At 58.5% G+C, this 21637-nt stretch carries 20 protein-coding genes and 1 tRNA gene; 3 read left to right on the forward strand and 18 right to left on the reverse strand.

All coding sequences use genetic code 11. From position 1 onward, the window contains the following. Positions 1-279: 279 nt before the first annotated feature. Together Q1J43_RS10715 and Q1J43_RS10720 are read left to right on the forward strand one after the other, a co-directional pair. Positions 280-1269, forward strand: coding sequence for a hypothetical protein (locus Q1J43_RS10715; protein ID WP_301102490.1), 990 nt, complete (start codon positions 280-282; stop codon positions 1267-1269). 217 nt (positions 1270-1486) lie between these two features. Beyond that, positions 1487-1723 (forward strand): hypothetical protein, encoded by a 237-nt coding sequence (locus Q1J43_RS10720; RefSeq protein WP_301102491.1) that lies wholly within the window; start codon positions 1487-1489, stop codon positions 1721-1723. 215 nt (positions 1724-1938) lie between these two features. Here the strand turns inward: Q1J43_RS10720 and Q1J43_RS10725 are convergent, their stop codons facing one another. From Q1J43_RS10725 to Q1J43_RS10760, 8 genes are all read right to left on the reverse strand, one after another. After that, a complete protein-coding gene (locus Q1J43_RS10725) occupies positions 1939-3168 on the reverse strand; it encodes a site-specific integrase (RefSeq protein ID WP_301102492.1) in 1230 nt (409 codons plus the stop codon). Positions 3169-3402: 234 nt separating this feature from the next. After that, positions 3403-3777, reverse strand: a complete 375-nt coding sequence (locus Q1J43_RS10730; RefSeq protein ID WP_301102493.1) for a hypothetical protein — start codon at positions 3775-3777, stop codon at positions 3403-3405. A 3-nt stretch (positions 3778-3780) separates the two neighbouring features. Further along, on the reverse strand, positions 3781-4086 hold the full coding sequence (locus Q1J43_RS10735) for a hypothetical protein (RefSeq protein WP_301102494.1): 306 nt from the start codon (positions 4084-4086) through the stop codon (positions 3781-3783). Positions 4087-4183: 97 nt separating this feature from the next. Then, positions 4184-4564: a hypothetical protein gene (locus Q1J43_RS10740; protein WP_301102495.1), complete on the reverse strand. Its 381-nt coding sequence runs from the start codon at positions 4562-4564 to the stop codon at positions 4184-4186. Then, the gene (locus Q1J43_RS10745; protein ID WP_301102496.1) at positions 4551-5108 is read right to left on the reverse strand and encodes a hypothetical protein; all 558 of its coding nucleotides are present in this window, start codon (positions 5106-5108) and stop codon (positions 4551-4553) included. The genes Q1J43_RS10740 and Q1J43_RS10745 overlap by 14 nt, the downstream gene beginning before the upstream one ends. A 128-nt stretch (positions 5109-5236) precedes the next feature. Further along, positions 5237-5359 carry a hypothetical protein gene (locus Q1J43_RS10750; RefSeq protein ID WP_301102497.1) on the reverse strand — a complete coding sequence of 41 codons (123 nt, stop codon included), beginning with the start codon at positions 5357-5359 and terminating at the stop codon, positions 5237-5239. Between the two features lie 141 nt (positions 5360-5500). Next, positions 5501-6091, reverse strand: coding sequence for a hypothetical protein (locus tag Q1J43_RS10755; protein WP_301102498.1), 591 nt, complete (start codon positions 6089-6091; stop codon positions 5501-5503). Continuing rightward, positions 6078-6314 carry a helix-turn-helix domain-containing protein gene (locus Q1J43_RS10760; RefSeq protein ID WP_301102499.1) on the reverse strand — a complete coding sequence of 79 codons (237 nt, stop codon included), beginning with the start codon at positions 6312-6314 and terminating at the stop codon, positions 6078-6080. The genes Q1J43_RS10755 and Q1J43_RS10760 overlap by 14 nt, the downstream gene beginning before the upstream one ends. Before the next feature lie 420 nt (positions 6315-6734). On the opposite strand from Q1J43_RS10760, the gene Q1J43_RS10765 reads away from it, so the two are divergent. Next, complete coding sequence (locus Q1J43_RS10765; protein ID WP_301102500.1) at positions 6735-6956, forward strand: hypothetical protein; 222 nt, start codon at positions 6735-6737, stop codon at positions 6954-6956. A 256-nt stretch (positions 6957-7212) separates the two neighbouring features. Here the strand turns inward: Q1J43_RS10765 and Q1J43_RS10770 are convergent, their stop codons facing one another. The 10 genes from Q1J43_RS10770 to rpsU all read right to left on the reverse strand — a co-directional run bounded on the left by Q1J43_RS10770 (position 7213) and on the right by rpsU (position 21632). Beyond that, a complete protein-coding gene (locus Q1J43_RS10770) occupies positions 7213-9210 on the reverse strand; it encodes an ATP-binding protein (protein WP_301102501.1) in 1998 nt (665 codons plus the stop codon). Positions 9211-9273: 63 nt separating this feature from the next. After that, positions 9274-12255: an HsdR family type I site-specific deoxyribonuclease gene (locus tag Q1J43_RS10775; RefSeq protein ID WP_301102502.1), complete on the reverse strand. Its 2982-nt coding sequence runs from the start codon at positions 12253-12255 to the stop codon at positions 9274-9276. 4 nt (positions 12256-12259) lie between these two features. Then, on the reverse strand, positions 12260-13411 hold the full coding sequence (locus Q1J43_RS10780) for a restriction endonuclease subunit S (protein ID WP_301102503.1): 1152 nt from the start codon (positions 13409-13411) through the stop codon (positions 12260-12262). After that, positions 13404-14933 (reverse strand): class I SAM-dependent DNA methyltransferase, encoded by a 1530-nt coding sequence (locus Q1J43_RS10785; protein ID WP_301102504.1) that lies wholly within the window; start codon positions 14931-14933, stop codon positions 13404-13406. The genes Q1J43_RS10780 and Q1J43_RS10785 overlap by 8 nt, the downstream gene beginning before the upstream one ends. Then, complete coding sequence (locus Q1J43_RS10790) at positions 14930-16417, reverse strand: class I SAM-dependent DNA methyltransferase (RefSeq protein ID WP_301102505.1); 1488 nt, start codon at positions 16415-16417, stop codon at positions 14930-14932. Before Q1J43_RS10790 ends, Q1J43_RS10785 begins: the two co-directional genes overlap by 4 nt. A 546-nt stretch (positions 16418-16963) precedes the next feature. Then, positions 16964-17063, reverse strand: a tRNA-Ile gene (locus tag Q1J43_RS10795). Positions 17064-17071: 8 nt separating this feature from the next. Further along, complete coding sequence (rpoD, locus tag Q1J43_RS10800; RefSeq protein ID WP_301102506.1) at positions 17072-19018, reverse strand: RNA polymerase sigma factor RpoD; 1947 nt, start codon at positions 19016-19018, stop codon at positions 17072-17074. A gap of 62 nt (positions 19019-19080) precedes the next feature. Next, positions 19081-20817, reverse strand: a complete 1737-nt coding sequence (dnaG, locus tag Q1J43_RS10805) for a DNA primase (protein ID WP_301102507.1) — start codon at positions 20815-20817, stop codon at positions 19081-19083. Between the two features lie 49 nt (positions 20818-20866). Continuing rightward, complete coding sequence (locus tag Q1J43_RS10810; protein ID WP_301102508.1) at positions 20867-21316, reverse strand: GatB/YqeY domain-containing protein; 450 nt, start codon at positions 21314-21316, stop codon at positions 20867-20869. Positions 21317-21419: 103 nt separating this feature from the next. Then, the gene (gene rpsU / locus Q1J43_RS10815) at positions 21420-21632 is read right to left on the reverse strand and encodes a 30S ribosomal protein S21 (protein WP_294270876.1); all 213 of its coding nucleotides are present in this window, start codon (positions 21630-21632) and stop codon (positions 21420-21422) included. Positions 21633-21637 lie beyond the last annotated feature (5 nt).

Raw genomic sequence — 21637 nt, forward strand, 5'->3', positions numbered from 1 at the left:
GTCATTGCTGTGGATGCGGCAGTTTTTTGCCGTGGAAAGTGAATCGATGGCGCTCATGGTGCCACGATGGTTTTCGCGTAAAAACATGCAGGCCATTGATTACACAATGGTAATTAGCGATGTTTTTGGAGGCGCCAGGATTAATGCGCGTTGTCAATCCATCTTCGACTACCCATGGCGCCGCCAGAGAGCTGGGAGTCCTTAGTTCACTATGGTGAAAACAGTGAGCACACCATAAAATTCTGCGTATGCTTGATCCACAATGGACATGAGCCGTAAATGCCGATCGACGAGTCAGAAAAGCGTGAATATTTTTCGTTCGAGTTACTAACGAAGAAGCGCGCCGGAAAGGCGACCAGAACACTGCCAAGGCTGATCCAGGAGTTTCTGGCGCTGACGCTTTTGTCCAATCGTGATGTCGCCAAGGTGTTGGAGACATACGGACAACTGCTGGGCTGGGCTGAGCAACTGCCCATGCCGATCTACGATCAATGGCTCGGTCGGCAATCGCGAACGAAATGCGCTTGGCCGGACATCGCCGAAACGGCGGAGCGCAAGGTGTTGCGCAAGCAGATTACTCGTCTGCGCGGGAATGCCTATCGCGAGATCGAGCAAAAATTCGGCTTGATCCCGAGGAATGTCGAACACATTTCGCTTCGATTTTTCCCCGTGCAGGTTGTGAAACCGCAATCTCGCGGTGGCGGGAAAGCCAAAGTCCTGATGGCCGCCTACCACCTGGAACGGTGCTGGATCCATTTCAAACTGGAGGATGCGTGTTCGGGCTACGCTGAGGGCCAAGCCATCACGGCCTCGACCCTAACTCGGAGGCAGTGGGGCGCATTTGTTGAGGCGTTACGCGATCGACAGGCAGCCGAAAGCGGGCTGGCAGAAACGCCGTTGGTATTGCATGCGCCGGCCGGAAGCGGCCTCAAAGCCGTGCTTGCCGACCACAGAAAGATTGGCGTCGCCGAAGATATGCCGTGTCATCTCGATGACGGCGTTGTCCTCCGAATTCTTCACAAGACGAAACACTCGATCGCCCGGCCATTGCCACAGGTCAGTCTCGCCGAGCTATTCCGCGAGCCAAGCATCGATGAGCGGCTGAGCGACGTCGAAATGCGTACCTTGCCCGCGTTGCAAAATCTGAGTCATCGGCAGAAAGACAAGCTGATCACCACGCTGTGGGCGACCGTGACAGCTTTGCGACAGCGCGGGCCATCGGCCTCGGTTAAGGGATCTCTGGAAAGCAGCGCGGACGAGGTGTTGTGAATAGTCCGGTGGCACCCCGCTACCAGAGGCGGTGACAACAAGTCACCGGCAGGAGTACTGGCTCGAACAAGACAATATCCAATCCAGATGCGAGCAGCCTATGTCAGCCAGTCAGTCGCACCATTTGCCGCGCATTCGGTTCAACCCGAGCGAGCCACGCCCTGTTCGGATGGACTGGTTACAGAAGGCAGCAGCCTCAATGCCCGCGGGAAAGGGGATGCACTTTTGTGTCGCACTCTGGATGCTCGTCACCATTCGTCGCTCACCGACTGTGCAGATCTCTAGATCGATGGCAGCGCGCGTCAATCTCTCACGTTGGGCAGCGGCGGATTCCGCGCATCGCCTTGAGGCAGCCGGCTTGGTCAAGCTCGCCAAGCTGCCCGGCCGATCATTCCGGATTACCCTGGTCGAGGCCGGAACATCGACTCCGTTGCGCTTGGAGAGCCGGGGGTAGTGGCATCACGCTACTCCTGTTTTCTGCGCTGGTATCAGCACCTGGGTGCCCGCGCACTGGTTTCATTTCTACAGCTACATATCCCCCGGGCAGAAAATGAAACCACCGCCAGGAAAATGACGCGACCAACGTCGAGGAGGTCGGTCTCAATGAAAAAAGAACCGAAGAAGATGGGGTAACGGCGAAAGCCGTTGCCCCATCTTCTATGAAGGCGACTAGCCTGAATGAGCGGGTGACGGCGTAGTGCCATCGCTGACCCCGGCCAACGCCGAACCCAGTCTTGAACTGGCATCGATCAGGTTCTGGTCCGCGAGGAAGGCATACCGCGTCGAGGTCAGGATACTGCTCGCGTGGCCGAGAAGGTTTTGCGCCAAGACGAGCCCGCCCGTACCGCCACCCCCTGTGTTGAGGATCAGAGACGCCGCGCTTCGTCGCAAATCGTGGATGTGCAGGTCCTCGATCCCGGCGCGTGCCTTGATCTGCTCGAAGACCTTCATCGGATTGACGAGGTAGCCACCACGCTTGCCCGGAAACACGTAGTCGCCGGTCGTGGCTTCCCTTCGGGCTTTCAAGATGTTGAGGGCAAAATCGTTCAACGGGATCAAGCGCGACCGCGCACTTTTCGCGCGCTCAGCCGGAATGCGCCAGAGTCGGTCGTCGATAGAAAACTCGCTCCACTGAGCCTGTAAGCATTCTTCACGGCGCGCTGCGGTAGCGAGGGCGAACATCAGGAAGTCCGCAGTCACCCGTGATTTTTCTTGTTGGCATTCGTGGATGAACCGGCGTAGTTCGTCGCCAGCCAGGACGCGCCGACGAATGTTCATCTCGGGATGCAGGCGCACACCGCGACAGGGATTCTTGTCGCAGCGTTCAAGCATGATCGCGACGTTGCAGACACGCTTCAACAAAGCGAGGATGCGATTCGCCGTCGCTGCACAACGTCGTTCGCGATTGCGGTTGTGAAACCGCATCACGTCGGACGGGCGAAGCTGACTGAAGCGTAGGTTCCCGAATTCCGGTGCGATGTGTAATCGCCAGCGTGTCTCCAAGCAGGCAGCGCTTTTGAGGTGCCGACCCTGCTGCGGCCAATATTCTTCGTCAAAGAACTCATTCAGCGTTGGCTCAGCGATGAACTCCTGACGCACCGCTAGCGGATCGATCCCCCGACCGATGTTGGCGCGGTGTTCCATCGCGATTCGGCAGGCTTCTGCCGGATCGATCGACGGATAGTCACCGAGCTTGATCGCCCGCTTGAGGCCGGGGCCACGGCCGGTCGGCATCGTGTAGCGCTGGAGCCAGGATTTCGCGCCGCGCTTGTTGACGACCAATCGCAATCCCGGCGGGGCCTCCAGTGAGGTGTATTCAATCTCGCGTCCGCCGTGATCGGGCGGACAAGGAGGAAGGCCATCGATGACCTTCCGGGTAAAACGAATGCGACGTTGCATCGTCGATCCTCCATCGAAAGCAGTTGAAAAAAATCGAGATGAACCGGCGGTCCGATTCGAGGTGCTGCGCGGGTGCTTGGAGAACGAAACCAACGACCACACGCGACATTCCGGTGAGCGCCAGTCATCAAGCCTTGTGCTTTCTGGGCACGTCGGCGGCCACGCCGCAGCGGAGGTCGCAGCAAGTACGACCTCCGGTCCATCTCTGGTTTATGAGGAAGCGGAAGGCAGCGATCAACCGACCGTGCCGAGCATCGCGACGCCACCGTATTGCTGGTGGACAACATCGGCGGGGTTCAACACGGCGACTTCATCGGCGCCGATGTCGGCAAAGAAGTGTCGCGCGGCCACCGGGTCACAGGTCAGCACCCACTCAGTGCTTCCGTCGAGTTCGATCTGAATCGCCAGCAGGCCGGTCAGCCACCAAGATTGCTGCCGAAGCAGGTCGATCAACGCCAGGGCTTCGGCATGACCGCGTGACGTGCCGGGACAACTGAACTCGATAATTCCGGCGCGCTCATTCCAGCGTTCGAGCGCTTCAGCATCGAGCCGGGCGACCACATCGGCGACCAGTGGGTCGGTAGGCGGGACGTATTTCGGCGCATCCACGGCTCAATACTCCGATGGCATGAGCACGGTCGTCACCGACCGGTCCCACTCGGAAATGATCCAGACCCGCTTATCGCCGACCGGATAGGCCGATAGGACGCGATGCCCTCCGGTAATGGCCTGATCGTTCGCGGCGGCGTCCTCGGGCGGCACATCACCCCAGTCGCCACGCACATGGCGGGCAAGAAACTGTGAGGCGGTCAGTCCATAGCGCTCCAGCAGCGCCAGTGCGCCCGGCGTCGCGACCACCTGACCAAGCGGGAAGCGCGGTAGGTTGCGCGTGCTGGCGGATGTGACGGTTTGATTCATGGTGTCCTCCAGAAAAAGTAAACACCGCCCAGACCCGATTCGATCGGGTGGGCGGCGCAGCGGATGTGAAACGACAGGGAAGAGAAGCGGGCGGGGATCAGTCCGCCGGTACATCGTCAGTGGCAAGCCGGGCGCAGAGGTCGAGCAGGGCGGATGAGATGCCCGGCGTTTTGGGGACGATCAGCGACAGGCCGCTCCCGTCGTCGGACAGGATCAGTGCGGCCTCGAAGCAGCAGCCGAAATCGGTCACCCACTCGAAGGGCGGGCAGCCGTCCGGATCGTCGATCGCGGCGAGCAGGCTGCTTGCCGTGGTCAGTTGCTCGCCCGTGTCGCCGGCCTCGACCAGATAGACCGGCGTCTCTGTGTCGGGGTCGTACAGCACCTCAGCGTCGATCCAGCGCTGCAGGCAAGTCGTGATGACTGACTGCAAGGCCGGATCGAGCCCGCCAAGATCGGAATGCCGGTTAAGCGGACGCATCGCCGGTGGCCGCAGCACGTTTCGACACGCGCTTGGTGCGCTTTGTCACAGCCGCGCTTTGCTCGCTCGGCGCGGGGTCGGGATCGACGGCCGCTTGCGTGACCGGGGCCGATGCCTCGCCGATGAAGACCGGGACATAGGGCTCGCCGGGAAGAGCAAGCAGGGCGGCTGACCACGCTTCGACATCGCCGGTTCGGACATGCTGGTGCGGCTTGTCCGATGCGGCTGCCGTCAGGCCTTCATGACGAGTGATTGCCATCAGGAAGCCGGGCTGATTTGCCGTGCGCGAGACGCAGGCCTTGGCGAGCGTCTTGCCTGAAAACGCTGTGCCGTCGGTCGGCAGGCAGGCAAGGATGTTGGACATCGGCGTGATCTCCTTCGAGAAGTAGCCGCCGCCGTCGTTGCCGGTGACCATGACAAAAAGATTCTGGCGATCGGCGTCGCACAGGATCGAGTAGTGGATTCCCCCTGAGGCGCGCAGGCCAAGCTTGGGGGCGGTATCGGACTTCAGGCGCAGGTATTGCGTTGTGTTCGGTGCAGTCATGAAATGCTCCTCGAATCGGAACCGGAAAAAGATGAAGCCCGATGACCGGTGGTGGTCATCGGGCTTCCGAGGGGTACGACGCTTTCAGATTTTTGAGCCCATAGCGTCGCCGAAGGCTCTTGTTGTGGTCAGGACTTGTCTTTGAACTTGACCGTCACGTCGATGCGCTCGGGGGCGAGTGCGGCGACGATGACGCCAACGACGGTACCGACAGCGATTTCGGTGAGGGGGATGGCGGCAAGGGGCAGCATGGGGTGATCTCCTGGAGTCAGAAAAGAAAAGCCCCGGGCGCCATGACGGCGACCGGGGTCAAGGAGATGATATGGACCTGGCAGGTTACGGTCCGACGCCGCGTCATAGATCGTCAGCGGCGAGCGGTCGCGCCTGCGGATCTAGTCGGTGATATCCATGCCGCGTTCGTGGTCGAGTTGCGTGTCTTCCGGGTCGAATTGCTTGCGCATCCAGTAGAAGTAATCCGGGCGCGGCGTGTGAACGACGAATTCGCGCGCGCCAAGGATATGGATCATGACGTCGCGCCACGATCCCAGATAGCGACCACCAAACCCGTTATCGACGAGGTCGGCGAAGACATGCGGTGACCAGCCATCGGGCTCGGGCAGGTTTTTCTCGACGGGCACGAGGTGGCAGGAGTCATCGTGCAACACGCCTTTGATCTCGACCCATTGTTTGCGGGCGAGCTGGACTGCGCCATCGAGGAACGGTTGCGTATCGGGTTCCGCGCCGTTGGCATAGCTGAATACCGGCATCAGGAATTGCGTTCCGTCGGCTTGGATGCCTTCATAAAGGTTGACCCAGGCGCCAGGGCAGAGTTGGCCCCGTCGAACCCCTTCGGGGTGAGCCAGCCACCATTGCCCATTGTGGTGCGTGCACAGCAACGGGCCGACCGTGCGCGTGGCATCCGGATGAATCCGGAACGGACCCTTCGGGAGGGTGATCGCGATCTCGATGTCAGGAAGCCACATGGTCAGCTCCTTGAGTCGCAGGCGCGGGTTGTGTAGGCGTGGCGGATTGGCGTTCGGCCAACCAGCGCTCTACGGTCGCTTCGTCGTAGCGGATCGAGCGGCCGATCTTGATGGCTGGCGGGATGTGCTGGGAGCCGGACGCGCGCAGACGCTCGACGGTCGTCAGGGACAAGCCGAGCCGCTGGGCGAGCCAGCGGGACGACCGGAGGATGGATGGTTGCATGTGCGATGTCTCCAGGTGACAGGGGGGATTCCCTATCGCTTTGTTTCGAGGTTTGGAGGCAAAAAGTGGTGCCTAACGGAGCCTGGTGGCGGGTGATCTTTCGGTGGGCTTGCCGTTAGTCATTCGCGTGCTGAGGAAACGGAGAGCTACCGCCGGAGGTTGGGCGCTCGACCGTCGGCGAAGGAGGTTATGACCTGTTGATGCCGTGGCGAAATGAGACTATCGTTTCAGCACGTTCGGGCGACACCGGGTGACCGGTGTCGAGCGTGCTTTGGTGAGTCATGGTCTTCCTTGGTTAGGGGTTGTATCGCAGCAAGGGTAGTTTCTTCCAAAAGTCATGAGGCGGGTACTGGATACCCTCGAACGCATCCAGCCGGCGCTCCTTTTTCTATTTGTCATTTCGTTAGAAAGGAGTTCGCCATGTCGAACCAGCAAGTACGTGCAGAGAAAGCCCTTGAGCAACGCGCCCGCCGTAAGGCAAAACGCGTTGGGCTGGTGGCTCAGAAGTCCCGCCGCGGAATCGGCAGAATCGATAACTGCGGCGGCTTCAGGCTCGTCGATCCGAGACTGAACACTATCGAGGCAGGTTATCGTTTCGATCTGTCAGCCGAGGAAGTGATCGAGTACTGCGCGGCTGTTTAGACAGCGCTACGGGAAGGCCGGGAGGGGGGACCCTCTCGGCTTTCTTTACCATTGAAATTTGCGTGACCGTAACTCGGCCAAGTCTCACCGTGATCAAGCTGAAAGATCGAGAAGTCCAGTCTGATCGCTTCGTTTGCTGAAAGCAGCTAGCATCCAAAACCAAGTTGTCAGTGGAGTGCGCAAGTTAGAACTTTACGACCTCCAATCCGTAGAGTTGTATCTACAAGGATCTGGGGCAGTTGCCGGTCCATTCGGACTAAACTTCATTGACGACCTCTTCATCAGTCGCTGTTAGTTCTTGTTCGTCATCGAATACACCTTCCAGATACTGTGCATGGCGTTCTTGCAGGTGTTTCAAGGATTCACCTTTATCGGCCTTGTACTCCAGGCGCTCTTGGAAAAACTGCAGCCGAGACCGATTTTCATCAAGAACTTGTGCCCAGGTCTTGATGAAAATCGAGACGTTGCCAGCTTTGTGGATCAAACCCGTGGGCTCGCCTGCAATGCGGAATTTCGCGTGCGGCCCCAGTTCGTCGCTGATGACCCAAAACACCCAGTTCACTCCAACATTGCGGAATCGAACGTCATCCATGATCGACGCGGCATATCCTTCAATCTGTGAAATTTCATCGGTGTTGATGGGCACCTTGGGCGCTTTAAGCTCGACAACCAAGTGAGTGAGGGCGTTGGCCCGATGCTGGCGTATTGCCTTTGAAAGAACCAAATCCACAATACCTCGTGTCTGCGAGATATGCTTGACCGGCGCGTCGATGACAACATCCTCGCCCAGAAGTTTTTTGTGCGATCGAAGTACCTCCGTCAGTGATTGATCGTCGACAGAAAGCGCATACTCTTCACCGAACAACCAGCAGTTTTCGGCGATGATTCTGTGAAGCTGTGAGCGTTCTTTGAGCCGTTTCTTTGGCTCCGGATCGAAGAGCACTGCGTCGAGGCCGGCAATAAATTTAAGCCTATCGGACACGACTTTCGCTGCGCTGATGATTGAAGACAGAGATACGTCACGCAGTAATTCGGAAAGTTCATCCCGCTTTCGTTTGGGAAGGTTAAGTACTTCGGTCAGGATCAACTGCAGATCATCAGGGCTTTTTTCGATTGCCTGGCGCAGCATTCGCAACTGGAATGCTCTATTTTTCGACGGTGAATCGGCAAAGTCTGGGAGATGTCGGGCGACGTTGAGTGCCACGATGTCGAAAACTTGGCGCTCGACTTGTTCGACATGGGTAACGGCCTCCCCCTGGTAGGGGTAGATTGCCTCAGCTTTCCATTCCTGCACGAAGCTACGTGCTTCTTCAGCAGCGCGGTTCCGGAAGTAGTCTTTGATACTCTTGATCGCTTCCTCAATTGCGATCACGATCGGTTGCTGCATCTCCGCCAATTCGATGGTTCCTTCCTGCTGCGCGACGCTGAGATAGGAAGATTGCAGGTAGGCCGAGAATTGGAAGTTGCCGATATGAAAGCGTCGATCGACTTGGGTTAGCGGAAAACGCTTGTCGTTGCAAAGAAAAAGGGTACGGTTTAACACCCCATTCCATTCGACGATCTCCAACCTTACAGGATGGACCTTACCGGACACTTCGATGTCGGCAAGATTGAATGCCTTGCGGCTGGCGATGACCGTGGTCGGGTCGATTCGTTGCCCGCCAACGAGAATGGTTACATCACCGTAGTCTGCGAGATACAACGCAAAAATCTGGGTCAGTTCGGTCAGCGCAGATTCGCTATCAAGCGATCGAAAATCTTTAACAGGTTCCGTAATTGTGAGGGTGATGCCCGTTTCAGTATCCGGCTCGGCTTCAACCTCATCCGAGATGGAAACATGGCGGATGTCACCCCCAGACATCGTTATCGTGTACGACCAGCACTTGCCATCTCGATGGTACGTAACGGCCCATTCCGCAAAACCCCCGATGGCAAACGCCTTGAAGCGCCCTCTACCTTCCTGACCGTGTAAAAATCGTCCGTTAGCGGTCGTGGCACCCGGACGCTTCCAGGAGCCACCGAGGCGACGAAATCGTTCTGGTGCATCGCCGTAGGAAAGACCGCTTCCATTGTCACGGACGGTAATGCGATCGAGAGCACCGAGATCATTTTCCTCGAAGCTGACGCTGACACGGGTCGCATCAGCGTCTAGACCATTCCAGACCAATTCCGATAGAGCTTGTATGGGCTTGGCCCGCGTGATTTTTTCCAGGTGATCAGGTTGAACCTCTACCGGATATTGGTGAATAGCCATCTGAAAATCCTTTGGTCAGATATCTCAAGCTGATTCAGCTGAGCTGCATCGGGGCCGCGATACTCAGTAGTACTGCCGAATGTAGCTGTACGCCTTTTCGAACAACTCCTCATCGGCATGTAGCTTGTACTTGAACAGCGCCTTCCGCAGCGCCTTCTTTATCTCCCGTTCACCGGCCAGAGTGTCCTGCCAGCCGGGGAAGCGCACTAGGCGCACGATCTCGTCGATGTCCGCCACCACGCGCTCGACCATGATCGGCGTCTCGGCGGTTTTGACTTCATTGAATAGATCGGTCAGCGCCGCCTTGCCGCGATCCTCATCTTCCTCCGGCGGCACGTCCTTCTCGGCCTGAAGCACTTCCCTGGCCAGTTGCAGCAGTTGCTTCAGGAACTCGACGCTGTTCAGCACGCCGGACTCGAAGCGATCCCGCAGGGCATCGAGCCGTTCTGAAAGCGCCTTGAATTTCGGGTTGCCGAGGTGCTTGCGCAGTCGTCGCGCCACCTTGATATCGATTTCCTTGGTCTTCGTCGGATCAGGATTCGACAGCACCGCTTCCAGCAAATCGGCATCCAGCACCAGCGTATCGAGGTCATCGCGGACGGCATCGACATGCACGTTCTGATGGATCAGTTCGATGGTCTTGGCCCCAAGGGAATGCCAGATCAGCTTGCCGTGGCCGCTGGAGGGCTGCACCGACTGATACACCTGCGACAGCCACTTGTAGTCCTTCTCGTACTGGCCAAGGATGGTGTCGGGCGAAATGGCCTCCCACAACTTATTGAGCAGGCTAAACGCTCCGGCGAAGTTGTCGCGCACCTCGTTATTGGGTAGGCATTGCTGGGCGGCGATCAGTCCTTCGTAACCCTCGACGGTGCGATCGACGCCGGCAAAGAAGGCCAGACATTTCTGCATTGCCTCGGGTAACCGGTCCTTCAATTCCTGAATGTTCGACACCACCGCCGTTACGCTCTTGTCGTCGAATTCCAGCGCCTTGGCCACATCGTCGAAGATGCCGAGGTAGTCCACGATCAGGCCGTGGGTCTTCTGTTCGGAGTACGTCCGGTTCACCCGGCAGATGGCCTGCAACAGCGTGTGGTCGCGCAGCGGCTTGTCGAGGTACATCGCCTGGAGAATCGGCGCATCAAAGCCAGTCAGCAGTTTGGACGTGACGATGATCAGCTTCAGCGGATCGTTTGGGTCGCGGAAGCGATCCAGCAGACGTTCCTCTTCATCCCGGCTACGACTGAACGCCTTGTATTGGGGCTCGTTGGCGTTGACGGTCATGACGACCTCGCTCGCCTCCGGCGGCAGCAGCTTGTCCAGTTCGGTCTTGTAGAGCAGGCAGGATTCGCGGTCGAAGGTGACGATCTGGCCCTTGAAGCCGTTCGGTTCCACCTTGTTCTGGAAATGCTGAACGATGTCCTCGCAAACGCGCCGGATGCGCTCCGGCGTCTTGACCAGCACCGCCATCTTGGCGGCGGTTTTACCGAGGTTGTCCTTGTCGATATCGGAGAGCCCGCCGGTCATCTCCTTGAATGCGGCGTCGATGGCGGCCTTGTCGATATGCAATTCCAGCAGACGCGGCTCGAAGTGCAGCTTCAGCGTCGCTCCGTCGCGAATCGACTCCTCGAAGCCGTAACGGCTCATGTAACCCTTGGCATCCTCATCGGCACCGAAGGCGTAAAAGGTGTTCTTGTCGAAACGATTGATCGGCGTACCGGTCAGGCCGAACAGAAAGGCGTTCGGCAGAGCATCGCGCATCTTGCGGCCCAAGTCGCCCTCCTGGGTGCGGTGTGCCTCATCGACCAGGGCGATGATGTTGCTGCGCTCGTTGAGTGCACCATCCGCCTCGCCGAACTTGAAGATCGTGGTGATGATGATCTTGCGCACATCCTGCGCCAGCAGTTGCTGCAGCTTGTCGCGCGTCTCGGCCTTCTCCAGATTCGGGATGTCGGCCCCGGTGAAGGTGCCGGTGATCTGGGTATCGAGGTCGATCCGGTCGACCACGATCAATACGGTCGGATTTTTCAGTCGGGGATGCAGGCGCAGTTTCTGCGCCGCGAACACCATCAACAGCGATTTGCCCGAACCCTGGAAGTGCCAGATCAAGCCCTTCTTGGGGTAACCGGCCAGCACCCGCTCGACGATCTTGTTCGCTGCCTCGTATTGCTGGTATCGGCAGATGATCTTGATGCGGCGCTTTTTCTTGTCTGTGGCGAACAGGGTGAAACTGGAGAGGATATCCAGCACCACATGCGGCCGCAGCATACTCTCGGCGGCGAGCTTCAAACCATGCAAGGGATGCCGTTGCGGGTCACCGCCATCGGCATCCAGATTCCACGGCCCCCAATCCTTGACCGGAAGGCCGAGCGAGCCATAGTGGTATTCCTTGCCCTCAGTGGCCACCGAGAACACATTGCAGACAAATAACTCGGGCACGAACTTCTCGTAGTCGTCATGCACCTGCAAGGCGCCATCGACCCAGCTCACTGCCGCCCGCGTCGGCGTCTTGGCCTCGATCAGTACCAGCGGCAGGCCATTGACCACCAGCATCAGGTCGGCGCGACGTTCGGCGCTGCCAGCGCGGAAGGTGAATTGCTGGGTGACGACGTATTGGTTCTGCTCCAGGTTGTCGAAATCGATCACCCGCACCGGCACATGTTCATTGTTCTGGCCGAAGGGCATCGAGCGTTCGCCCCTGATCCACGCCATCATTTCCTCGTTGGCGCGAATCAGGCCGTCGGAGCGCACCGACAGCACGATGGCGCGCAGCCGATACAGCACTTCGTCGGCGCGGTCGGGCTGGGCAGCGATTTCCGGGTTGAGGCGGATCAGCGCCTCGCGCACCCAGGACTCGACCAGCACTTCCTGCGGCTGGCGCGGAAAGTCGGCGCTGGCGAGACGGCGCCAGCCGAGGCCCTTGTGGTTGCGGCCGTAATGGCTTTCTGGCTCCTGAACAGCGTTGACCGCAACAGGCTTGCTGGAGCCGGAGAGCAGGTCGTAGAGGTAGGCTTCGACGGTGTTGGCTTCGTTAAAAATCGCCATCTGGTTACTCCACGGACAATGCCACTTGATGGGCGACCTGCCTCATATCGGCTGCTTTCTTAAGTCTGGCTACCAATTGCTGTTCACTGACCTCTATGTCCCTAATGGATTCAACGATTTCACGTTGCCTATCCAGACCTGGAACCGGTATCGGAAAGTCCTTCAATAACCCGCAGCTCAGTGCGTGCTGGTTCGTGCCCTGTGACCAGTGACGCAAGGCTTCGTAGTTGCTTTCCAGAAAATAGAACAGATACCAAGGATCAAGAGTGTTGCCTGGGATAACCGCACCAAAATTCTGATTAATGCATGCTTCAATTGCCAGCATTGCTGCTCGCCCTCTCGTCTGCCCTTCGCCGATCATCGCAACGAGCGTCGAGCCCGCTGGAATCAGTGTCAGTGGACATTCTTCAAGTGCTTGCTCGGTAATAAACTCATCTGCGGCTTCAATGATTCGGTCATTAACTTTGCCGGTCGGCAACCATGGAATCGAGCCCTTCCAGTATTCATCTCGTGCCCTTCTGGGCGTTGTGCCGTTGCGTATGTCGGCAACTGCTCCCATTTTTAGACTCTGGCCATCTACTGACGAAAATGCATCCAGTGCCGCTGACTTTCGCAACTTGGTAGCTGCCGTTAGCGCGACTCGGATTGCTCCAATCTGGTCTTCCAAAGCCATCAGCAAATTAACTGTTCGCTGCTGCTCCTCCATCGGAGGCAGCGAGAACTCCTGTATCGCCATCGTCTTCCAATTGATTGTCGGCGACAGCGAGCCCACCGAAATCTCAATCGCTCGATTCATGAACAGATCACTCTGCATGAAGAAGGGCAGGAACTCCGGCAAAACGACCTCGGGCTTTGCGCGCAGCACCATGGCGTGGGCCGAGCAGATGCCATCGAACTCGGCAACGCACAGCTTGCGCTGGTAAGCGCGCCGCTTGGCAAAAATGATGTCGCCAGTTTTGAAGAAAAGCTTTCCCGCCTCTACATCGCTCGGGCTACCCCAGCGGCGGATGCGTAACGAATCAGGGTCGAGATGCTCCAGCCCAACGTAATGTTCCATGCCGGATTCGGATGGATTGTCGATGCGCACATTGACGTTGGCCGCCATCTGCTCAAAGCGCCAGGTCTTCCAGCCGGGTTTCAATGTCTTCTCAGCCACGCTCGACCTCCTGGGCTTCCAGTCCATCGAGCGTTTCCACGATGGCGTCCATCTGCTGCCAAAACGCGCGGCCATCGGTTTGCCATTTTTCCCAGGCCGAACGCAGGCTGACGACTTCGTTGGTGCCGTTGCTGTTCGTTGCTGCGGTCGACCGTTTCACGTAGAGCGGAATCGATAGGTTCGCACCATTTGCGGCAATTTGCTCACGTGTCGCGACAGCCGAGAATCCTTCCTCAGTGGCGTAGGCCCGGAAATTTTGCAAGATGCGTTGTTGGTGTTCCGGCTTGAGGAAGCTCTGCGCCCGCTCCCGCGTCACTTCGTTCAAGGCGTCGATGAACAGCACCTTGCCCTTGCGTGCGGCTGGCTTGCGCCGGTTGCAGACGACGACGCAGGACTCCATCGGCGAGTTGTAGAACAGGTTCGGGCCCAGGCCGATTACCGCCTCGACCCAATCCAGCTCGACCATCTTGGCGCGCATGGACTGTTCTTCGTTGCGGAACAGTACGCCGTGTGGCCAGAGGATGGCGCAGCGGCCCTTGTCACTCAAGCTGGCCAGGATGTGCTGCTGGAACGCATAGTCGGCCCGGCCTTGCGGCGGGGTGCCGAGGAAGTTGCGGCCCCATTTATCCTGCCCCCAGGCGTCACGATCCCATTGCTTGATCGAATACGGTGGGTTGGCCAGGATTACGTCAAACTGGCGCAACCGGTCACCCTCGATGTGCTGCGGGGCGGCCAGGGTATCGCCCCGGCTGATCTGGAAGTCCTCGACGCCATGCAGAAAGAGGTTCATCCGGGCGATGCCGGAGGTGATCAGATTGCGTTCCTGCCCGTAGAGCTTGAGCGTGCGATATTCGCCGCCGCTACGCTTGACCTCGGCCAGCGCCGAAATGAGCATGCCGCCGGTGCCGCAGGTGGGGTCGTAGATCGACTCGCCGGCCTGGGGCGCGAGCAGTTGCGTCATCAGGTGCACGACGGTGCGGTTGGTGTAGAACTCGGCGGCCGTGTGGCCGGAATCGTCGGCGAACTTCTTGATCAGGAATTCGTAGGCGTTGCCGAGCTCGTCTTCGGGAACGTTGGCCACCGAGAGCGTTTGCGTCGAGAAATGCTCAATCAGGTTTTTGAGGGTTTCGTCCGGCAGACGCTCGCGGTTGGTCCACGGCGCATCACCGAAGATACCGGCGAGTAGATCGGGGTTGGCCGACTCCAATTGCCGGAGGGCCGACTGGATCGCCATGCCGACATTCTTCGGCACCTGGCGCACGTCGTTCCAGTGCGCGCCCTGGGGAATCTGGAAGCGGTGGTTCTCGGCGAATTCGGCGTATGACAGGTCGCCATCCGAGTCGGCTAGCGCTGCCTGGTATTCCTCGTCCCAGACATCCGAGATACGCTTGAAGAATAGCAGCGGGAAGATGAACTGCTTGTAGTCGCCGGCATCGATGAGGCCGCGCAGCAGGACGGCGGCGCCCCACAGGTAGGATTCGAGTTCTTGTTGGGAGATTCGCGCTTTGGTTGCATGGGTCATTGCAGCCAGCCTCCCTCGACCATTACCCGTGCAAGCCGATCCTCGGCCTCCCGGCAACGGGTCAGTGCATCCTTGAAGGCGGCAATGGCCTCCGGCAGCGGGGGAATGTCCTCTTGCAGGGGCGGCAGCACGTAGCGGGAGATGTTGAGCGTCCAGTCCTCGGCCTTGATTTCGTCGATACTGACAATGCGCACGGCGTCCTGCACGTCTTCGTACTTCTCGAACCAGCCCTGGATTTCGAGGGCGTGCTCCGGCTCCAGATAGTTCTGCGCCCGACCGCGTCTGAACAGGCGCGAAGCGTCAGCGATCATCACCTTCTTGCGCCGCCGGGCAGGCTTCTTCTTGCGCAGCACAAGGATGCAGGCGGCGAGGCCCGTGCCGTAGAACAGGTTGGGCGCCAGGCCGATGACGGCCTCGACCAGATCCATCTCCAGCAGCTTCTGTCGAATGCTGCCTTCAGCGCCCTTGCGGAACAGAGCGCCCTGCGGCAGCACGACGGCCATGCGTCCGGCACCCTCGGCCATCGACTTGACCATGTGCTGCACCCAGGCGAAGTCGCCGCTGCTCGATGGCGGCAGGCCGGCGAAGTTGCGGCCGAAGGGATCGTTGATCCATAACTCCTCACCCCACTTTTCCAGGGAGAAGGGCGGATTGGCGATCACGCAGTCGAAGTTGGCCAGGCGATCGACCTCAAAGAAGGCCGGATTACGCAGGGTGTCGCCGCGCACGATCTGGAAGTCCTCGATGCCGTGCAGGAACAGGTTCATGCGGGCGATGGACGAGGTGGTGAGGTTTTTCTCCTGGCCGTAGAGCTTGCCCCACAGACGTTTCACGTCGCCATGACGTTCCTTCACGTGCTGGACGGCGGCAAGCAGCATGCCGCCGGTGCCGCAGGCCGGATCGTAGATGGTCTCGCCTTCCTTGGGGTCGAGCATCTCGATCATCAGTCGCACCACGCTGCGCGGGGTATAGAACTCGCCGGCCTTCTTGTTGGTGGCGTCGGCGAATTTCTTGATCAGGTATTCGTAGGCATCGCCGAGTACGTCCGAGGCGATGTCTTTGTTGCCGAAGGAGATGCGCGAGAAATGCTCGATCAGATCCTTGAGCAGGGCATCGGAGAGGCGATCCTTGTTGGTCCACTGGGCATCGCCGAAAACGCCGTACAGAGTGTCCGGGTTGGCTTTTTCGATTTCGCGCATGGCGCGCTGCAGGGCATTGCCAACGTTGGTCGCCACGGCACGAACGTCATTCCAGTGGCAGTCATCCGGAATCTGAAAGCGATGCGACTCGGGGAAGAGGGCTAACTCGGCATCGCCGGTTTCATCGACGATCTCATCGTATTCCTCGTCCCACACGTCGCAAATCCGCTTGAAGAAGAGAAGCGGGAAGATGTAGGTCTTGAAGTCGGCCGCATCGACAGGGCCGCGCAGGATGTTGGCGGACTCCCAGAGGTGCGACTCCAATTGGCTTAAAGTTATCTGCATGACGATAGTCTAACTAGATCAGCGGTTTCGGTCAGTACGAGTTGATGGCACACGGTCAAAGAAAAAGCCCCAACCGAAACGGTTGGGGCTCGATCTGGTGGGCCCGCAGGGACTTGAACCCTGGACCAAAGGATTATGCTTACCACTACGGTTTTCACCGCCCCTTTCGGGTTTGTGGTCTGGACTATACCTTCCCATTACAGGCTGGCCGTCTAGTCTCTACACCTTCCCCCGTCGAGACGGGGGCTTGGCTCGGTATTGGCATCTCCCGCAGGAATTAGCTTTCACCGACTTTGACCAGTTCTACCTGCCGCCAGAGCGAACTTGGCGACGGGCAACCCAGTAGAAACTTGCCGTGCACCCGTTACCCGGTGTTTAGGCTCATCTCGCTAAGTCCTCTGCTCTAACCAACTGAGCTACAGGCCCGAAACTGCAATTCTACCGGCATGCCCCAATCGGGGTGTGTCGGCAGTTTGTCGTCCGCTCCAAAGCTGGACCAGAAATGGACCAGACGACTGTTTTACTGCTCTTCCAGGTCAGCCGAAATCGGCCTGGAAGCCTTGCTGCACAAGGGCCACTGAAAATGCTCGGTTGAGATGTCAGAGGATTATGAGTCCTCTGCTCTAACCAACTGAGCTACAGGCCCGAAAAGGCTTAACTGCTGCCACTGTCGAGGAAGCTGCGCAGCTTGTCTGAACGCGACGGGTGACGCAACTTGCGTAGGGCCTTGGCTTCGATCTGGCGGATACGCTCACGGGTGACGTCGAATTGCTTGCCGACTTCTTCCAGCGTGTGGTCCGTATTCATTTCGATGCCAAAGCGCATGCGCAGCACTTTGGCTTCGCGCGGGGTCAGGGTGTCGAGCACGTCCTTGGTGATGAAGCGCAGGCTCGAAAAGAGCGCCGCATCGGTCGGGGCAAGCGTCGCCGAATCCTCAATGAAGTCGCCAAGATGCGAGTCGTCGTCGTCGCCGATCGGCGTTTCCATCGAGATCGGCTCCTTGCTGATCTTGAGGATTTTGCGGATCTTTTCTTCCGGCATTTCCATCTTCTTGGCCAACGTCGCAGGATCAGCTTCGAGACCGGTCTCCTGCAGAATCTGGCGGGAGATGCGGTTCATCTTGTTGATCGTCTCGATCATGTGCACCGGGATGCGGATGGTGCGCGCCTGATCGGCAATCGAGCGCGTGATGGCCTGGCGGATCCACCAGGTGGCGTAAGTCGAGAACTTGTAGCCGCGACGGTATTCAAACTTGTCCACCGCCTTCATCAGGCCGATATTGCCTTCCTGAATCAGGTCGAGGAACTGTAGGCCGCGGTTGGTGTATTTCTTGGCGATCGAGATGACCAGGCGCAGGTTGGCTTCGGTCATTTCACGCTTGGCGCGACGTGCCTTGGCTTCGCCGGTGGACATCTGCTTGTTGATGTCTTTCAGTTCCTTGAGTGGAATGCCAATGCGGTCTTGCAGGGCCAGTAGTTTTTTCTGCTCTTCCTTGACGTTGGGAGCATTGCGCGTCAGAACAGGGGCATAGGCTTTGCTGCTGGCCGATGCGAGCTCGGCGTCGACCCAGTCGAGATTAAGCTCGTTGCCTGGAAAGACCTTGATGAAATGCGGGCGCGGCATGCGCACGGTATCGACGCAAATGCGCTGAATCTTGCGCTCGCAGCCACGAACTTCCTCGACCATGCCACGCACCGATTCGCACAGGCGCTCGATGGTCTTGGAGGTGAAGCGAATGCCCATCATCTCTTCCGAGATTTTCTCCTGGAGCTTCAGATAGACCTTATCCTGCGAGCCTTTCTTGAGCAGAGCACCGTGCGCCTTGACGTAGAGCGACTTGATGACATTGAAGCGCTCCAAACCTTCTTCCTTGAGTTTGAGCAGGGACGCTGCAGCAGCAGCACCTTCAGCCGCTTCGACGTCTTCGGCTTCCTCACCCTCGACTTCGGCTTCTTCGTCTTCAGCCAGTTCTTCGATGATTTCGTCGGCGTTAGAGTTGATCAGACCATCGATCAACTCGTCGATGCGCATCTCGTCGCAGGCGATCTTGTCGGCGCAATCAACGATTTCGGCAATCGTGGTCGGGCAGGCCGAAATGGCCTGAATCATGTGCTTGAGGCCGTCTTCGATACGCTTGGCAATTTCGATTTCGCCTTCGCGTGTTAGCAGTTCGACCGAGCCCATCTCACGCATGTACATGCGCACCGGGTCGGTCGTGCGACCAAACTCGGAGTCGACGGTAGACAACGCTTGCTCAGCCTGCTCTTCCACATCAGCATCGTCGGCGGCCACCGGCGCCGCAGCATCGGACATGAGCAGCGTCTCGGCATCTGGCGCCTCGTCATAGACCTGGATACCCATGTCATTAAAGGTGCTGATGATGTTTTCGATCTGCTCGGCATCGACGACGTCATCCGGCAGATGGTCGTTGACTTCAGCGTAGGTCAGGAAACCCCTCTCTTTGCCCAGCTTGATCAATGTTTTGAGGCGCGTCTTGCGTGTCTCATCATCAATCGGTGAAGGCTGACCGCCAAGTTGTGCCAACAGCTCGGCTGCTTTAGCTTTTGCTGACTTACTGCTTATTGCCTTTTCCCTTGCCATGACCAATTCCCGGTTAGCGTTGTATTGGAAAAACCTCGAATTGTATCACAACTTGCCTTGCTTTAGCCGACCCGCCCGCTGGCGCTCAGGGCCTGCAAGTAGTGCTGCTTCTCTTCGCCCGACAGCCCGGCAACGCCGAGCCTGTACACTTTCTCTTGCAAGTTGGCAAAAGCCCGCTTACTTTCACCCTCAACCAGACGTTTGACTGCGCCATCAAACTCGGCATCGATATCCTCTTCGGCAAAGGGCTGCTGCATCAGTTCAGCCGCCGCTTCACGCAGGATGTTTTCGTCTTCACTGCCACGCAAACGTTCCAGCAAAACCGCATACGGTGGCGCCGGATCGCCCGCCGCCAGAATCGTTTTACACAAATGCTCCACCGCACGTGCTTCCGCCAAATTGGGTGCCAGTGCACCAAGCGGCAGACCCTTGGCCAGTTCCGGCTTTTGCAGCAACAGGCGCAACAAGGGCCGCAATAACGACGGTGCTTGCCTGGGCACCCGCGCCGGCGCGGCCCGGGCAATCGGCCGTAAGTCGCACAGACGTTCAACCTCGGGCTGTGAGAACCCGCTGGCTTCAGCCAAACGCTTAACCAACTGTAGTCGCAATAATGGCGTTTGCAAGCGGCCGAGCAGAGGTTTGGCCTCGGCCACCAAATTGGCTCGTCCCTCAGCGCTGGTCATGTCGGAATGGGACGCCAGTTCACGCAACAGAAATTCGGAAAGCGGCATGGCCTGCGTGATCATGCGCTCGAAAGACTCCGCGCCCTGGTCGCGTACAAAGCTGTCAGGATCGTCGGCCTCGGGCAAAAAAACAAAACCGATGCTTTTTTTCTCGGGCAGCACTTCCAGGCTATTTTCCAGCGCCCGCCAGGCGGCCTTGCGGCCGGCTGCGTCACCATCAAAACAGTAGACGATGCGATCGACCTGGCGAAAAAGCTTTTGCACGTGAGTTGCCGTGGTCGCCGTACCGAGCGTCGCCACCGCATTGCCAATCCCGTGCTGGGCCAGCGCCACCACATCCATATAGCCCTCGACGACAATCGCCGTATCCTTGTCGCGCAATGCCGCGCGCGCCTGCGGCAGACCGAATACTTCGCGCCCTTTTTCAAAGAGCGGTGTTTCCGGCGAATTTAGGTACTTGGGCTCGCCTTCGCCCATGACGCGCCCGCCGAAGGCAATCACTTCACCCTTCTGGTTCATGATCGGGAACATCACCCGGTCACGGAAGCGGTCATAAAGACGGCCTTGCTCGTTCTTGATGACCAGACCAGCCACCTGTAGCTCGGCAAGGGTGTAATCCTCGAATGTGGCGCCAAGATTCTGCCATCCCTCCGGCGCATAGCCGATGCCGAATTTCTGGGCGATTTCGCCGCTGACACCGCGCCCCTTGAGGTAATTGACAGCCTTCTCGGAGCGCTTCAACTGCTCGTAGTAGTACTTTGCCGCGCGCGCCATGACCTCGGTCAGCGCGGTAACTTTCGGGCCGTCATGCGACCTCCGGCCTTCGTCTTCCGGCATCTGCAGGCCAACTTTGTTGGCCAGTTCCTTGATGGCGTCGATGAAGCCGAGACCGGAATACTCCATGAGAAAACCGATGGCCGTACCGTGCGCCCCACAACCAAAGCAATGGTAGAACTGCTTGCTCGGGCTGACGGTAAACGAGGGCGATTTCTCGTTGTGAAACGGGCAACACGCCGCAAAATTAGCGCCCGCTTTCTTGAGCGGAACGTAGCCGTCGATCAGGTCGACGACGTCGACGCGATGCAGCAGTTCCTGAATGAAGGATTCGGGAATCATGACTGCCGTGAGGCGGAAAACCGCAACACCGATTTTGCCTCCTGTCGCCTCACTGCGACGCCAGCGCCGCCTTCACTCGCTTTGAAACCTCGCTCATGTCGGCACGCCCGGCCAGTTTCGGCTTGAGCAGGGACATCACTTTGCCCATGTCACCGGGGCCGGCGGCGGCAGATTCGACAATAGCCGCCGCCACTGCTGTGGCAATGTCTTCATCGGAAAGCCCAGCGGGCATGTAGGCGGTCAGCAAATCGGCTTCGAAACGTTCGCCATCGGCCAGATCCTCACGTCCGGCGGCAGCGTATTGAGTAATGGAGTCGCGACGCTGCTTGAGCATCTTGTCGATGACGCTGACGACGGCCGCATCGTCAAGTGCGATGCGCTCATCGACTTCCTTCTGCTTGATTGCTGCCAGCAGAAGGCGAATGGCGTCGCGCTGTCTCGTTTCGCCGGCGCGCATGGCGGCCTTCATGTCTTCGTTGATGCGCTCTTTCAGGGTCATCGCGAATCTCCTTGGTGTACGGCGGCTAGCAGAAGCCAGAGCATAAATGCCAAAAGCCGTCCATCGCGAAACGGGCGGCTGATTGGCAATCTGCAATCCGGTGTTAAAAAAGCTTTGGCGGCAGGGTCTGGCTGCGCATGCGCTTGTGATGTCGCTTAACAGCGGCGGCCAGCTTGCGCTTGCGCTCGGCAGTAGGCTTCTCGTAGAACTCGCGCGCGCGCAACTCGGTCAGCAGACCAGTTTTTTCAACAGTGCGCTTGAAACGCCGAATGGCTACTTCGAACGGCTCATTTTCCTTCAGACGAATGGCGGGCATTAACT

It is taken from the genome of Propionivibrio sp. (assembly GCF_029255185.1).
In the GTDB taxonomy this organism is placed as follows: Bacteria; Pseudomonadota; Gammaproteobacteria; order Burkholderiales; family Rhodocyclaceae; genus Propionivibrio.